Source organism: Polaribacter litorisediminis (genome assembly GCF_019968605.1).
Taxonomy (GTDB): Bacteria; Bacteroidota; Bacteroidia; order Flavobacteriales; family Flavobacteriaceae; genus Polaribacter; species Polaribacter litorisediminis.
On sequence record NZ_CP082966.1, the window covers coordinates 1,595,932 to 1,611,758 of the forward strand.

Annotated in this window: 12 protein-coding genes; 4 read left to right on the forward strand and 8 right to left on the reverse strand. The window is 30.4% G+C overall.

What is annotated here, in order from left to right; translation table 11 throughout:
* Positions 1-78 precede the first annotated feature (78 nt).
* From K8354_RS06885 to nadC, 7 genes are all read right to left on the reverse strand, one after another.
* Positions 79-4,824 carry a glycosyl hydrolase gene (locus K8354_RS06885; protein WP_223446641.1) on the reverse strand — a complete coding sequence of 1,582 codons (4,746 nt, stop codon included), beginning with the start codon at positions 4,822-4,824 and terminating at the stop codon, positions 79-81.
* Between the two features lie 588 nt (positions 4,825-5,412).
* The gene (folE, locus tag K8354_RS06890; RefSeq protein ID WP_223447623.1) at positions 5,413-6,081 is read right to left on the reverse strand and encodes a GTP cyclohydrolase I FolE; all 669 of its coding nucleotides are present in this window, start codon (positions 6,079-6,081) and stop codon (positions 5,413-5,415) included.
* A gap of 334 nt (positions 6,082-6,415) precedes the next feature.
* A complete protein-coding gene (gene hisS, locus K8354_RS06895; RefSeq protein ID WP_223446643.1) occupies positions 6,416-7,780 on the reverse strand; it encodes a histidine--tRNA ligase in 1,365 nt (454 codons plus the stop codon).
* A gap of 113 nt (positions 7,781-7,893) precedes the next feature.
* Complete coding sequence (locus K8354_RS06900; protein WP_223446645.1) at positions 7,894-8,838, reverse strand: YihY/virulence factor BrkB family protein; 945 nt, start codon at positions 8,836-8,838, stop codon at positions 7,894-7,896.
* A gap of 24 nt (positions 8,839-8,862) precedes the next feature.
* Positions 8,863-9,333, reverse strand: coding sequence for a hypothetical protein (locus tag K8354_RS06905; RefSeq protein WP_223446647.1), 471 nt, complete (start codon positions 9,331-9,333; stop codon positions 8,863-8,865).
* Positions 9,330-9,899, reverse strand: coding sequence for a pentapeptide repeat-containing protein (locus K8354_RS06910; RefSeq protein ID WP_223446649.1), 570 nt, complete (start codon positions 9,897-9,899; stop codon positions 9,330-9,332). Before K8354_RS06910 ends, K8354_RS06905 begins: the two co-directional genes overlap by 4 nt.
* A 78-nt stretch (positions 9,900-9,977) precedes the next feature.
* Positions 9,978-10,835, reverse strand: coding sequence for a carboxylating nicotinate-nucleotide diphosphorylase (gene nadC / locus K8354_RS06915; protein WP_223446651.1), 858 nt, complete (start codon positions 10,833-10,835; stop codon positions 9,978-9,980).
* Between the two features lie 165 nt (positions 10,836-11,000).
* Between nadC and rlmH the strand changes: the two genes are divergently transcribed.
* Positions 11,001-11,474, forward strand: a complete 474-nt coding sequence (gene rlmH / locus K8354_RS06920) for a 23S rRNA (pseudouridine(1915)-N(3))-methyltransferase RlmH (protein WP_223446653.1) — start codon at positions 11,001-11,003, stop codon at positions 11,472-11,474.
* A gap of 7 nt (positions 11,475-11,481) precedes the next feature.
* On the opposite strand, the gene K8354_RS06925 is transcribed toward rlmH, so the two are convergent.
* Positions 11,482-12,111, reverse strand: coding sequence for a helix-turn-helix domain-containing protein (locus K8354_RS06925; protein WP_223446655.1), 630 nt, complete (start codon positions 12,109-12,111; stop codon positions 11,482-11,484).
* A 1,127-nt stretch (positions 12,112-13,238) separates the two neighbouring features.
* Here K8354_RS06925 and K8354_RS06930 point away from each other — a divergent pair.
* From K8354_RS06930 to K8354_RS06940, 3 genes are all read left to right on the forward strand, one after another.
* The gene (locus K8354_RS06930) at positions 13,239-13,817 is read left to right on the forward strand and encodes a non-canonical purine NTP diphosphatase (RefSeq protein ID WP_223446657.1); all 579 of its coding nucleotides are present in this window, start codon (positions 13,239-13,241) and stop codon (positions 13,815-13,817) included.
* 50 nt (positions 13,818-13,867) lie between these two features.
* On the forward strand, positions 13,868-14,896 hold the full coding sequence (locus K8354_RS06935; RefSeq protein WP_223446659.1) for a FecCD family ABC transporter permease: 1,029 nt from the start codon (positions 13,868-13,870) through the stop codon (positions 14,894-14,896).
* A 107-nt stretch (positions 14,897-15,003) separates the two neighbouring features.
* Positions 15,004-15,801: an ABC transporter ATP-binding protein gene (locus K8354_RS06940; RefSeq protein ID WP_223447625.1), complete on the forward strand. Its 798-nt coding sequence runs from the start codon at positions 15,004-15,006 to the stop codon at positions 15,799-15,801.
* The last annotated feature ends 26 nt before the right edge of the window (positions 15,802-15,827 follow it).

The window sequence follows — 15,827 nt, forward strand, 5'->3', positions numbered from 1 at the left end:
AGTTTAAAAACTCAAATACAAAAATCCGTTCAGAAAACATCTAAACGGATTTTTTTAGTTGATAAAATGAATGCAATGTTATTCTTTGATAAATTTAGTAGTATAATTTGATTCTTCCGAAGAAATTTTAATCAAATACAAACCACTAGATAACTCTTGGATATTTAGTTTTTCTAAATTGCTATTAAATTCAATAATCTTTTTTCCAACCACTGAATAAATTTCAACTTTAGTAATGGGTTTGATAGATGAACTTATATTCAAAATATTTTTACTTGGATTTGGAAATATTTTTACTGATTGTTGTAAAATAGTATCTTCTGTGCTTAAAGTACAATTAGATCCGACTGTATAAGAGAAGTATTTAGTAACTGCTAATCCGCCTGCAAAAGCAAACTTACAGGCATAACTTATGGTTTGTCCATTTGTTAAACCACTAACTGTTTGAGAAAACTTTTTAGTAGATACTTCGTTCATCATCGTTTCGGCAAACGGAGATTGTCTAAATAAATAAGCCACAACCCCTGTTTTATCTGTATCTAATAATTCGAATGTAATGGTAACATTAGAGCCATTGGTTTCAAAACTATAGGTATAACCAATTGAAAAAGCCCCGTCTATAGCTTCACTATCAGTACCAGAACATTCAGAATTAGAGTTTACCAAAGTAGTTGCTTCTAAGACCAATGGGTTATTTGAAGCCAAATTACCTGACAAATCTTTGGCAATGACAGAAAAAGAATAAAACGTTTCTTCCTCTAAATCATTTATAATATAAGATTTTTGTACCCCTGAATCTCCGTTTACAGTTTTTATTGTATTTCCATACGTTATCTCATAAACTACTTTACCAGATTCATCTGTGGCATTCAATAAAAGTTCTACACTAGATGCGGTTATATTTCCTATGGAAGCAGTAAAGTTTTCTGGAGCAGTTACATCAGAAATACTGCCTGTACAACTGTCTCCCACTACATATTGAAAATATTTTGTAACAGAGAATCCACCAGCATAAGCAAATTTAGCTGCATAACTGATGGTTTCTCCTGTGGTTAACCCACCAATTGTTTTAGAAAATGTTAAACCTGATACTTCATCAAATTCAGTTTCCATAAAAGGATTTTGTTGCCATAAATAGGCCACAACCCCTACTTTATTTGTGTCTAGTAACGTAAATGTAATCGTTACACTGTTACCTATGGTTTCAAAATTAACCTCATATCCTTGAGAAAAATTTCCCTGTTGTGCTTCCGCAGAAGTTTCAGTACAAGATTTTTCTTCATCGACCGAAATAGTGACAGGTTCAGAGGTAGTTTTTGCCCCCATATTGTCCGTAGCTATTGCAGTAATTTCGTGACTGCCTACACTAGCTCCAATCCATACAAAAGTAAAAGGTGCGGCAGAATCTTCTCCTATTTTATTGGTGCCATCAAAAAATTCCACTACTTGAACGGTACCATCTAAATCAGTGGTGATTGTTGTGATGTTAATATCTTCTCCTTCTTTAAAAGTAGTTCCATTACTTGGTGAAGTAATAGAAATTGAAGGACTTAAATTACCTTCCGCAGATACAAGAATTAAAACTTCATCAAAAGCTGAATATGTGCCATCACTAACTGTTAATTTACATTTATAGACTCCATTTTCAAGATTGGAAATATTTGGAGATACCGTCGTTGTGCTATCGAAATTGATAATTGATGGTCCATAAACCTGTTCCCAACTATAGGTAATTGTTTCTCCTTCTGGATCCATACTTAAAGAGCCATCTAATGTTGCGGTGGTTAATGGCGAAAGTACAGAAACATTTTCTCCTGCATTTGCCACAGGTGGAACAAAAGTTAAGTCACTTTTATATGAAAAAGTCATCCTTCCTAGATTGAATTCTCCGCTTTCGATAAATAGGCGTAAAATATGCTCACCTTTTGTTAATTCGATATCAGTAGCAGTATTAGTTATCCAATTTTCCCAGTCATTAGAAGTTTGCACAGAAATACTTGGACTTATCTTATTACCTTCTATTTCAAAATAGAAAGGGCCTCCTCCGCTAGAATTACCAGAAGCAGCTCTAAAACTTAAATCATAAATACCCGCTGTTTCTACATGAATAGAATATTCCATCCACTCTCCTGCGCCAAGCTCTCCAACCGTTGCTCCTTCTCCATTTACGATATTAGCATCTACATTTTCTTCTGTTCTAAAATTCCCATTATTTCCTATAGAGTTATCTACGTATGTTATATTTTGACCAATACCACCTTGAAATTTATCATAAAAACCAGGTTCTATAACGCCAGGAATCACCATTGGAGTTCCGGAATACGGAACTTGTTCGCCAACTTGAATATTAACAATATTGGTTACATTAAACTGATTATTAACAAATACTTTTGCATAAAAACCATGAACGCCTAAAGTAAGATTTGTTGCTTTTATTTGGTAAGGAGCCGTTGTAGTTTCACCAATTGAATTTGCGCCATCAAAAAATTCTACTTTTGTAACCCCTTCTCCAGTAATTGTTGCAGATAAATTTACGCTTCCACCAGGAAAAGCTTGGTCAAAATCTGATGATAAAACGCCAGAAACATCGATATCTCTGCTCGTTTTCATTTGGTTTGCAGGCACAATTAATTTAAATCCGTCAGAAAAAGAAACTGTGATTTCTGAATCAGAATAATTATGTGCAACATAGGTAGTTTCTCCATTTTGTTTAAATACAGCTGCAATTGGGTAATCTGCAGTAATTGTGGCATCTACAATTCCCATTGCATTTACTCCATGCAACCAATGATAAGTTTGTGCATCAGAAACACCAAACTTTAAATTTCTTTCTGGGTAGGCGTTATATAAATCTACAGCTTTTTGAGGATCTGTAAATGATAAATATTTCCAATACGTATCATGCCATAAATTATCATTATCCTCTCTACTTAAAACGCCCGTATTCGATTCAATTTCTGCCCAAAGTTTTTTAGAATATTCTTGATTGTGACCTAAATAAAAAGAACCACCATGAATGGGATACATTTCTATACCATAAGAAGCAGCGATATCTGCCGTCCAGAATGTACCATTATCGTAAGAATTTCCCCAAACTCTAGACACTAAACTATATTGTTGCGTTGCTTGAAAATTACGCTCGTACACATCAAACCAATACTCCTCTATAGCAGTTTGTTCTGTTGTATAAATATAAATCCCTAAATCCCTAATGCTATTATTTTCAGTAATGGTTCCCCAGTGGATTAAAGAAGAAGCAAACTGCATACTTTCTGATGTAGATTCTTGATCATTTCCTTGTGGAAACGTTGCAAAACCATTTGCCCAACTATGCCCAGCATAAGGACTATAGTTTCTTAGAAATGGAAATTGAGTGTCATTTCTATCAAAAGAAGCAGCATCTCTAATTAGAGTATTAATCATATCGCCCCATTCTGCAGCCCAACCTGGATCAAATTGTTCCATAAAAGCGGCGGCGTGAATGAAATATCCCCAATGAAAATGATGATCATTCAAGTTATTATCTTGACCATGACCTGCAGGATATCCTATCATTGCAGACCAATCGCTATTATAATAAAACAAGAAAGCTACTTCGCCAGACTCATAACTTAACCAATCTTCTAATCGCTCTTTAATCGTAGCAATCATTTTATCTCTCGCCTCAATATTTCCTGTTTGATTTGCTATTCTGGCTGTTTGAATTAATCGATTCATTACTTGACCTTCATTGTAAGAATCTGTCCACGTTGCTAAACCATCATTCTCTATTTGAGAAATTTTTGCATCTAAATCCGAAGGACTAAAACCTTCACTATAATTTGCTAAATAAGGAATTGTTGGTAAAATACCTTTGTAAGTATTTTCTACCGTAAAAGTGTTGCCATCTAACATTTTTAATGCTCCTCTTATAGAACTATATTCATATGTATTCGGAGTTGGAGAATTAGACGCTAAATTATACCATTGGTGTGGTAATAATCCTAAAAGCATGTTAGAATGCGTACCTTCCTTTACATCTACAGATGTTGTAAAAGTTGTAGTAACTTTAGAATTACTTTCATTGTAACTCCAAGAGGTTTCTGTATTGGTAGGGAATACATACGCATATTTCTTTAAATCTTGTGCTACAGCATTAACGTTACTTGTATTTTGTGGTAACATTGCCATAGACCAATAATCCTTGCCATTTAAAGTGGATGTATATACATTGCCTGCTTGCTCCCAGATACTTCCCAATGGTGCGTAAAAAACAAAATCTGCTCCTGCTGAAGCATTTTCTATCGTTAACATTTCATTTGTAATACTAGCAGAACCAGAATTTACTTTAATAGAAACGATATCGTCAGCATCTTTTTCAAAGTATAAAAAAGGCATTCCGATACCTGAAGTAGCTTTTAACTCATGATTATTATCTTTCCAATTCATGGTCATTGTCCAATCTGAATAATCAGAAACTGTTGTTCTAGGCGCATTTAATCCTGTTAATCCTACTTCGATTGGTGCAGAATCTCCTATCACACCAAAAGGAATGTAGGTAACAATTAAACCTGAATTTGTGGTTTTCATGGTCATTGGATAATTGAACAAATTATCTGCATGATTTTCTTTTATCAGTTTAGACCACCAATCATTTGTAGGTACTGGTTTCCCGATAGCGTTTCCGCTTAATTGAGGTGTGCCCGAAGGAAAACCATTTCTACCTGCAGCATCTGTTCCAGGATGCATGTTGGCATAACTACCACTGCCTACCTGAGTTGTTTGAGCTGTTGCTATGGTAGAAAAAGCTAAAATAAAGTAAATAAAAAGTATATAATTTTTCATAAAAAGTTTAAATAAAAATTCTGTAATATATTTCGTCAAAGTTAATTAATTTAAAAAATAAACGACTAGATAACACACTACAAAAACAATACAGCACTTGTTTTTCATGAAATCGACCACAACATACACTGTAACAAAATTTCTTTATAAATTATTAACCAGATGATTACATGAAGTTGTTGCACAATACTTATGTTTTTAAAGCACGTTCAAAACATAAGACTAAATCAATCAAATTATATACTTAAAAAAATTGATAAGAATCTAAAAACAAATTCTTTTAAAAAAAAATAACCGTTTAGAGAATTTCTAAACGGTTAAACTATTATTAAAATCCATTGTTGTCCGATAAAAGATAAAAAGACCGCTTTCGCTGTTAGAATAAAGAACAAAGACTTGAATGTAACTAACTGAAAAACAATATTATTACGATTTTAAATTTTTCGATACATCATAAATTCTAAAGCGGTTTTAAAAGCAAGGTATACTACTTTAAAAGCTCTTGAAAATCAATACTATCAATACTTTAAAACACTTTAGCTAATTTTAATCGGACAACACTAATTAAAATCTAAAAAACAGTTACTTTTAATCAAAATCGGTATCCATTTTTAAATAATCAAGAAATTCTCTTTTTGTATCTTTTTCCTTAAATTTACCACCAAACTCTGCCGTTACGGTAGAACTTTCTATGTCTTTTATGCCTCTAGAATTTACACATAAATGTTTAGCATCAATTACGCAAGCAACATCTTGCACTCCTAAAGCTTCTTGCATTGCTTGCACGACTTGCATTGTTAAACGTTCTTGAACCTGTGGTCTTTTTGCAAAATATTCCACAATTCTATTCATTTTAGATAAACCAATTACCTTACCTCCAGAAATATAAGCAACATGTGCTCGTCCAATAATGGGCAATAAATGATGTTCGCAAGTAGAATAAACAACAATGTTTTTTTCCACTAACATTTCACCATAATTGTAATTATTATCAAACGTAGATGCTTTTGGCTTATTTTTAGGATTCAATCCCATAAAAATCTCATTTACAAATGCTTTGGCAACTCTTTTGGGAGTTCCTTGTAAACTATCATCTGTTAAATCCATCCCTAAGGTGGTTAAGATATCTTTAACACTTTCTTGGATTTTTTTAATTTTTTCTTCGTCAGAAATATCAAAAGCATCGGCTCTTAATGGCGTTTTTGCAGAAGTTGCTACGTGGTTCTCTCCTATTTCTTCTATTCTGTCGTCATTCATTTTGTCGGTCAATTCAAAGATTTCAATCAAAATTGTAGTGCAAATTTAAGGGTTTGAAACGTATTATTTTAACTTTTTGCATCAATTATAATTATGTTATGATAAAATTATGATAAACTAAATTTTAGCGCTTTTATGCAAGCTCATAAAGTTTTGATCATGATTATTTAAAAATTTAAAACAATAAATTATACGCAAATATTTTAAAAAATTCTACTGTTTTAAAGTTTGGAATGGTGCTAAATAAAATCTATATGAAATTCTTTACTACGATCGATAAAACAAATGGTAATGATGACAAGAATACTGATTTAAAAAATATTTCGTGTTCAAATTATTTCAATGTTTCCACCAATTCTGATAAAGAACAATTTGTTTGTTCTCCTAAAATCATATTTTTTAGGGTAAATTCTTGTTTTTCCATTTCTTGAGATCCTACTAAAACAACGAATTCAATTTCACGTTTATTTGCGTAATTCATTTGTTTTTTCATTTTAGCAGCATCCGGAAAAAGTTCTGATTTCACATTGTTTTCTCTTAGTAAAGTTATTGCTTTCATACAATACAAAGCTTCAGCTTCCCCAAAATTGACGAACAATACTTTTGGTTTTGGTAAACTAACCGCTTTAAACAAACCTAACTCTTCTAAAACTAGATAGATTCTATCCAATCCAAAAGAAATTCCGACTCCCGAAACATCTTTTAAACCAAAAATACCTGTTAAATCATCATATCTACCACCGCCGCCAATAGAACCTATTTTAACACCCTTTGGTGCAGAAACTTCAAAAATAGCACCTGTATAATAATTTAAACCTCTTGCTAAGGTAACATCAACTTCTAAATTAGCAGATTTTAAGCCTAAGACTTCCACAGAATTTATCACAAAGCGCAACTCTTCAACTCCTTTTGTTCCTTCTTTGGATGTTGCTAACATTTTTTCTAAAGCGTCTAAATTCTCTTCATTATTGCCATCAAAGGAAAACAACGGTTGTACTTTTTGAATTGCTTCAACAGTAATTCCTTTAGACAACATTTCTTGCTCTACTTTTTCCTGACCAATTTTATCTAATTTATCTAAAGCTACTGTAAAATCAATTAATTTATCTTGGGCACCAATCACTTCTGCAATTCCAGATAATATTTTTCTATTATTAATTTTAATGGTAGTATCTAACAAACCTAAATGAGTAAAAACAGTATCATATAATTTTACAAACTCAACTTCTTGCCATAAAGATTTACTACCAACCACATCGGCATCACATTGAAAAAACTCTCTAAAACGTCCTTTTTGAGGTCTATCTGCTCGCCAAACAGGCTGAATTTGATACCGTTTAAAAGGAAATGTAATTTCATTTTGATGTTGTACTACATATCTTGCAAAAGGAACTGTGAGGTCATAACGAAGTGCTTTTTCGGAAATTTGACCAGTAACTTTTAAACTATCTTTTGTCGCTAATAATTTTTCATCAGCTTTGGATAAATAATCCCCAGAATTCAAAATTTTAAAAATCAAGCGATCTCCTTCTTCACCATATTTCCCCATTAAGGTTGATGAATTTTCAAAACTTGGTGTTTCTATAGGTTGAAATCCGAAGGTTTCAAAAGAAGTTTTAATCGTGCTCATTATATATGAACGATTTGCTACTTCTGTTGGTGAAAAATCTCTTGTTCCTTTTGGGATGCTTGGTTTCATTAAAAAATTTTTAGTTAGTTTTTGGTTTTTAGTTTTCGTAGTGCTACTCAAAACTAATCACTTAAAATTGCACATTTACAATTAAAAATTGCGTTTGCAAATATCGTGAAAACTTATAATTCTTTACTGATTGTATCACTTTTATTTTGATTTCTTAATGCGTTGATGGATGCATTTAACTCGAACCCAAGTAAAAGAATGATTGAGTTTAACCAAATAAATAACATTAAAATTAAAAGCGTACCAATAGAGCCATATAACTCGTTATATTTAGCAAATTCGTTTACATAATAACCAAATAAATAAAAGGTTAAAATTGATAAAATAGTAGTAAAAAATGCACCAGGAGAAAAGAATCTAGAATGTTTTCCTTCTTTTGTTCCGTATAAATAGAGCATTGAAACGGTCATAAAAATCATGAGTATAAAAATAATTCCACGCCCCAATTGCACCCAAATTAAATTATCTTCTAGCCAACCAATTGTTACAAATTCTTGTAAAACTAATTCGATAAATATGATTAAAACTACAGTAATGAGCAAGAAAACAACAATCACAATAGATACTAACATGGCTATAAAATAAGATCTAACACTGTTTCTTACTTCCTTAATATGATAGGAATATTCGAACCCGCCAAATATTGCATTGATACCATTGGTCATTAAAAAAATGGATCCAATAAAACCAAAAGACAACAAGCCTCCATATTGGTTTTTAATAATATCAACCAAAACAGAATCTACGGCATCAAATGTTTTTGGCGGCAACACATCTGCTATTAAAGATAGTAAACCTTCTTGAGCTCCTGGTATGGGTACAAACGGAATTAACGTAAGTATGAATAACAAAAACGGGAAAATCGCCATAAAAAAACTGTAGGCAATTCCGCTTGCCCTTGTGGTTAAAGCGCCTTCAATAATACCAATAATATACATTTCTAAGACATCATATAAAGACATGCCTTCTAATCCTGGAATTTTAATTTTCTTCCCGAATCTTACCAAAATATTTAAAATTGGTATTTTTTCTAGTTTGTCTTTAATTTCTTTGCTCATCAATGACTTTTCTAAGGAAAAAATCTATTTACTATTTACATTTATAAATAAATCTTTAAAAATAAATTCTTTTACAATTGGTGTTATAGAATCTTCTAAAAAGATACGATCTGTGCCAAAACCTAAACTTGCAATTAGTCCGTAATTTTCATGAAACACTAATGTTTTATAACGATTTTTATCTTTTTTAAGTTGATACATTTTATACGCTAAACTCTTCGATTTATATATATTTGGAATTTTGTTAAAAGTGTCTAAATCTACCAAAATTACATCCTTTTTTAAGTGATGTCTTAATGTAATATTTTTCAAAGAATCGCTTTTTTGTATATATTTAAAACTAACGATCGAATCTGTTTTGTTACTATTTAATTTTATTTTTTGAATTTTATTTTGTCCTAATTCATACCCATACATCGAGATGCTCTTTTCATTTCCTTCGCAAGAAATGAAAAGAAAAACGAGAAAAAATAAGGGATACATCAAATTTTTCATTCAATAATAATTTTATGGTTTAATAAAAGTCCGTCTATGGTATTTCTACTAAATTTTGCGTTTTTTAATCGGTTCTGTTGCGGATTGATGTTAAAATTAGAGGCAGTTCTAAAATCTGATTTTTCTAAATCCGTTTGATCAAAAATTGCTCCTTGTAAATTACAGTTGTCAAAAACAGCATTTATCAACCTAGTTTCAGTAAAATCTGTTTCCTCTAAATTACAATTTTTAAACTTTGTATCAGAAAGTTTTAATTGATAAAAAGAAGAGAAATTTAATTGACAATCTATAAAGTTTATTTGTAATAAAAACTGATTTACCTCATTAAACTTTACTCCTATCATTTTACAATTTATAAAACGTACATCCTTAAAAGCGGTATCTTTTACAACAGCGTTGCTAAAATTACAATGGATAAACTCACATTCTACAAACTGAATATTTGAAGCATGCACGTTCTCAAAATTACAATTTGAAAATGTACAATTGTCATATTCGCCTTTTTTGATTTTTATTTTGGTAAAATCAATTTTTGAATATGCTTCGCTGTCAAAAAAATCTTCCATATTTTTTTATCATGTTAAATTTAACAGTCAAAATTGTTTCATAATCAAAATTCAACTTGAACTTCTAAACCATAAATTTTAGAGCGCTTTTAAGCTCAAATCCAAATTATAAACTGAATGTGTTAAGGCGCCTGATGAGATAAAATCGACACCGCATTCTGCATATTTCCTGATGGTTTTTTCGTTAATTCCGCCAGAAGATTCAGTTAAACAACGATCTCCTATTAACTGAACTGCTTTTTTAGTATCTTCATAATTAAAGTTGTCAATTAAAATTCTATATACGCCTTCGTTAGAAAGGATTTCTTTGATTTCTGTTAAACTTCTCGCTTCTACAATTATTTTGATTGCTAACTTTTTATCGGCCAAATATTTTTTTGTTTTTGTAATTGCTGCTGTAATTCCACCGGCAAAATCGATATGATTGTCTTTAATCATGATCATATCGTAAAGAGCAAATCTATGATTCTCCCCTCCTCCTATTTTTACAGCCCATTTTTCTAATGCTCTAATTCCCGGGGTTGTTTTTCTAGTATCTAAAATTTTTGTGTTGGTTCCTTTTAATAAATCAACAAAAAAAGCGGTTTTTGTAGCAATTGCGCTCATTCTTTGCATGGCATTTAAAACCAAGCGTTCTGCCATTAAAATAGATTGAGATTTGCCAGAAACGTGAAAAACAACATCGCCAAATTTTACTTTTGTACCATCTTTTATAAAAGTTTCTACTTCTAAATCTTTATCAACATAGCTAAAAACTTGCTTTGCAAATTCCACACCAGCAATAATTCCTTCATCTTTTACCAGCAATTTTGCTTTGCCTTTCGCATCCGCAGGAATGCAAGAAAGTGAGGTATGGTCGCCATCTCCAACATCTTCACGAATTGCATTTTTTATAATTAACTCTAATTCCTTTTCAAATTGTGCTGTCGATATCATATTTTCTTGAATTCTGCTGTAAAAATAACAATGATTTTGAACTTTATGGAAGTTCTATTGAATTTATGTTTTAAAACTGATAAATTTGTAGCGGTAATGATAAAAAACTTCTCGTTACAATTCTGCCAAAAAGCGAAATACCAAGAAGTGAAAACCTTAAAAATTATGAAAATTAAATTGCTAGCCATTGGTAAAACGGATCATAAAAACTTAATTCCTTTGATTCATGAATATCAAAATCGTTTAAAACATTATGTAAAGTTTGAGCTAGAGGTTATTCCTGATCTTAAAAATGTAAAAAATTTAAGTGAAGTTCAGCAGAAAGAAAAAGAAGGAGAATTGATTTTATCGAAACTACAAAACACAGACCAGTTAATTTTGTTGGATGACAAAGGAAAACACTATACATCCATTGAATTTTCTAAATATTTACAAAAAAAAATGAATGCTGGCTTAAAACAATTAGTTCTAGTGATCGGCGGCCCTTATGGTTTTTCTGATGCTGTTTATAAAAAGTCACAAGGAAAAATATCACTCTCTAAAATGACATTTTCTCATCAAATGATTCGTTTATTTATTGTGGAGCAATTGTACAGAAGCTTTACGATTTTAAAGAATGAACCTTATCATCATGAATAAAAATCTGTTAACATTGTTTTAGTTTTAAAAACTCTTGAGGAGAATATGTTGTTATTTTTTTAAAAGCAGTAAAGAAAGGGTTATAAGATGCAAATCCTGTTTTGTAGGCTAAAGATTCAAACGTTTCTGTATTTAAAAAACCTTCTTTTATGAGTTCTATGGCATCTTGTATTCTACTATTCATTCTATATTCTGAAAAAGAAATTTTAGAATGATATTTAAATAAATATACGATATGACTTGCAGGAACTCCTAATTTTTCTGCAATATCACTTTGAGAAATTTTTGGATTTCTAAAAATTAATTTTTCTGTACTCAATTGATCTACTTCATAAATATAATTTTTAATGTTTGCTCTAATCTTCTCTTGTAATTTCTCATCTTGAGTAGTTTTTTTAGAACTTGTTTCTAATATCCAATTATCATCTGGGGTGGTTACTATTTCTTTCTTTTCAGATACAATTTCGTTATACTTTAATAAAGTACTATTCAATATCGGAAGTCCAAATAATATTTCTGGAGATATTAAGATTTTAAAAAAAATAACCAACCAAAACACCAACGAAAAAATAGCCATCGTTTTTCCGGAAGCACCTATACCCTGTCTAAATTCTTGAAATAAAGAAATTAAAACCATAATACTAGGAATTATATTAATTATATAAAAGAATATAGTCCAATTTTTTATCAAAGAAAAGTGTTCATTATTTAAAAGCAAGGTTTTTCTGAACCATATTTTTTTTCTCAACAAATTAAAAGCTATTACTAAATAAAACATTATAAATAGTAGCACAAAAAAGAAATTCGTGAAAGGTCCAAAATAGAATATAAAACTATTATCTAAAGCTTCGATTGCATTGATAAGATATAAAAATACAATGAAAATTAAATGTTTTAAATCTTTAAGGTTATAAGATTTTGCCTGAATTGTTAAGTATTTATAGTATAAATAATAACAAGGAACCAGAATTAAATAGAATATTGAATTTTTACCTGTAACGGGTTTAAAAACTGATTGTAAACCTAAGTGATAACTACCATGAATAAAAAACCTAAAAAAAACAATACTAATAATTAAAACTAAAAAAAGATTACAAAAAGGATTAGATTTATAAGACCTTAGCAATAATGCAAGGGTTACAAAACCAATGATCGCAGTGAACAAAAATAAAAATGATTCTAACAAATCTATTATGGGGATTTTAAAAGTGAAAGATAATATTTCTTTTTAAATATTATTTACTGATTCGTTAAAACTCTTACTGATTTACTGAAAATAGCGATATATCAAGGGTTTACAGAAGGTGATATATTATTTTTTATTATATTCGGACTACCAATTGGAATGAATTAAAAAAGTCCAATTATAATCCTACAAGCTTGCCAGTACAATTTTAATAGAAGATTTATAATTTTCAGTTCTATTCGGGGGAATATTATAAGAGTATATTTTAAATCTACCTAAAATTAAAGCTGGCAAGTTTCTTTAAATACTTTTTTCTTTAAGCACTTTTTTTTAGCAACTATTTTCCATATATCTTTTAGACTACTTTTTAAATTTGTCTTTTAATTTTACAGCGTAAAATAATAGCTACAATTACTTGGGTTATTACCTGATATTACCATGAAAAACAAAAAACATCCATCCTTTTAGCATTTTTTAGCTTTTGAAATTTACATGCTATATTTTAATATTTTGTTCTGATGGGTTCTTAAATATTCATTTATAAATTGATTACATTTGTCATAAATTAAATAGTTTTGATGAAACTCGTCTTCGCAACCAACAACTTAAATAAACTGAAAGAAGTACAAGAAATGTTACCGCAATCAATTCAATTACTGAGTTTAAAAGACATTAATTATTTTAATGAAGTTGAAGAAACAGCCATAACTTTAGAAGGAAATGCAAAATTAAAAGCCAACGATATTACCATTAAATTTGGTTTTAATTGTTTTGCAGATGATACGGGTTTAGAAGTAGCAAGTTTAGATGGCAAACCTGGAGTATATTCTGCACGTTTTGCTGGTGAACCAAGTAATTCTGAAAATAACATGCAAAAATTATTATTAGAATTAGAAAATAAAAAAACGAGAAAAGCACAATTCAGAACGGCAATCTGTTTAAATATTGACAAAAATCAATATATTTTCGAAGGAATTTGTAAAGGTGAAATTCTAAAAGAGAAACAAGGCGAAAAGGGTTTTGGATATGATCCTATTTTTAAACCAGAAGGATTTCATCAATCTTTTGCAGAAATGAGTGCTGAAGAAAAGAATAAAATTTCACATCGGGGAATTGCCATTCAAAAATTAGTCAGATTTTTAAAGAACTATAAATAAGGTTTTCAGACCTCAATGATTTTATAAATCAATAGAGGATTTTCATCATAATGGAACAAAAATTATACACAAAACACTTTATATTCTTATCAGTTTCGCTGGTGATTTTGTTTTTTATAAACATTAGTTTAGGCTCTGTTTCCATACCGACAAAAGAAATTATAAATTTCTTAACAGGTAATTCAACATCCAACGAAAGTTGGGATATTATTTTGTTTAATTTTAGAATTCCGAAAGCAATCACAGCTATTTTAGTGGGTTCAGGATTATCTATTTCTGGATTATTAATGCAAACCTTATTTAGAAATCCGTTAGCAGGCCCTTTTGTTTTAGGGATTTCTTCTGGCGCAAGTTTAGGCGTTGCGTTGTTAATTTTAGGTTCTTCGGTTTTTGGAGGATTTTTTCTAAGCAGTGCTGTTTCTAATTGGTCCTTACCAATTGCATCAAGTTTAGGTGCTTTTTTAGTATTATCAGCAGTAATTATTGCCGCTAATAAAGTTAAAAACACCATGTCTATTCTTATTATTGGTTTGATGTTTGGTAGTTTAACATCGGCGGTTATTAGTGTTTTAGCGTACTTTTCTGAGGCCGCAAAAATTCAGCAATATTTATTTTGGAGTTTTGGTAGTTTAGGAAATTTATCTTGGAACGAAATCAGTGTTTTTATCATGATATATATCCTTGGCTTATTAGCAACCTTAACCATTATAAAACCTTTAAATAGTTTTTTATTAGGAGAAAATTATGCAAAAAGTTTAGGCATCAATATAAAAAAAAGTAGAATTATTATTTTATTAATTACGAGTGTATTAACGGGCGTTATTACGGCTTTTTCCGGACCTATTGCTTTTGTAGGTTTGGCGGTTCCGCATATTGCCAGGATGTTTTTCACAACCTCTAATCACAAAATATTAATTCCGGCAACGGCAATCATTGGCGCAATTATTTTGTTAATTTGTGATGCTATTGCACAATTACCAACGAGCGAGTTTACCTTACCAATTAATGCAATTACCTCTCTTTTTGGAGCACCTGTGGTTATTTGGTTATTAATGAGAAAAAAGAAGATATTTGTATAAAATTACAAACTAATCCTCCAAGAATTAAAGGGTTAGAAAGTTGGTATAGGTAATAATAAAAATGGTGAGTACTCGTATTTACAATTCAGAAAATAAACAATTACAAAATTAAACATCAAGATAAAAATATTGTCCTAAAAACTGAAAACCTAACCATAGGCTATCAATCTAAAAAAGCGCAAACTATTGTAGCTTCAAATCTTAATCTTGCTATTGAAAAAGGCAAACTAGTAACTGTTTTGGGTAAAAACGGAATTGGAAAATCTACTTTATTAAGAACCATTTCTAAAGTACAAGAACCTTTAAACGGAAATGTTTTTATCAATACTAAAAATGTAAAAGACTTTGCTAGCAAAGAACTCGCTGCTGTTTTAAGTTTGGTGTTAACAGAACGTTTACCCGAAAGTCAAATGACTGTTTTTGAACTCGTTGCACTCGGAAGACAACCCTATACAAATTGGATTGATACACTCTCTGATCTCGATTTACAAAAAATACATTGGGCCATAGAACAAACTGAAATTGAGCATTTAAAAAATAAGTTTTTTTTTGAATTGAGTGATGGTCAGTTACAACGTGTTTTAATTGCCAGAGCTTTGGCACAAGATACAGACCTTATTATTTTAGATGAACCCACTGCTCATTTAGATTTGCATCATACCATAAAAATATTTTCTTTACTGAAAAAATTAGTGGATGAGACTTCTAAAACCATTATTCTTTCGTCTCATGAAGTAAATTTATGCATTCAATTTGCAGATGAAATCGTTTTATTTACCAATGAAAAAGTTCAAATAGGCACCCCAGAAACCTTAATACATGAGGACGCTTTTGATGATTTATTTCCGAAAGATATTATTAATTTTAACAGAAAATTACAACAGTTTATCATAAACAAAAAGTAATTTTGATTTTGCTTAAACTTTTTGTT

Bases quoted from the DNA above. Each gene is read 5' to 3' on its own strand.
- K8354_RS06905 (WP_223446647.1), bottom strand. From the start codon at position 9,333: ATGAAAAATTTGATGTATCCCTTATTTTTTCTCGTTTTTCTTTTCATT.
- K8354_RS06900 (WP_223446645.1), bottom strand. From the start codon at position 8,838: ATGAGCAAAGAAATTAAAGACAAACTAGAAAAAATACCAATTTTAAAT.
- K8354_RS06930 (WP_223446657.1), top strand. From the start codon at position 13,239: ATGAAACTCGTCTTCGCAACCAACAACTTAAATAAACTGAAAGAAGTA.
- K8354_RS06925 (WP_223446655.1), bottom strand. From the start codon at position 12,111: ATGGTTTTAATTTCTTTATTTCAAGAATTTAGACAGGGTATAGGTGCT.
- nadC (WP_223446651.1), bottom strand. From the start codon at position 10,835: ATGATATCGACAGCACAATTTGAAAAGGAATTAGAGTTAATTATAAAA.
- rlmH (WP_223446653.1), top strand. From the start codon at position 11,001: ATGAAAATTAAATTGCTAGCCATTGGTAAAACGGATCATAAAAACTTA.
- K8354_RS06910 (WP_223446649.1), bottom strand. From the start codon at position 9,899: ATGGAAGATTTTTTTGACAGCGAAGCATATTCAAAAATTGATTTTACC.
- hisS (WP_223446643.1), bottom strand. From the start codon at position 7,780: ATGAAACCAAGCATCCCAAAAGGAACAAGAGATTTTTCACCAACAGAA.
- folE (WP_223447623.1), bottom strand. From the start codon at position 6,081: ATGAATGACGACAGAATAGAAGAAATAGGAGAGAACCACGTAGCAACT.
- K8354_RS06935 (WP_223446659.1), top strand. From the start codon at position 13,868: ATGGAACAAAAATTATACACAAAACACTTTATATTCTTATCAGTTTCG.
- K8354_RS06885 (WP_223446641.1), bottom strand. From the start codon at position 4,824: ATGAAAAATTATATACTTTTTATTTACTTTATTTTAGCTTTTTCTACC.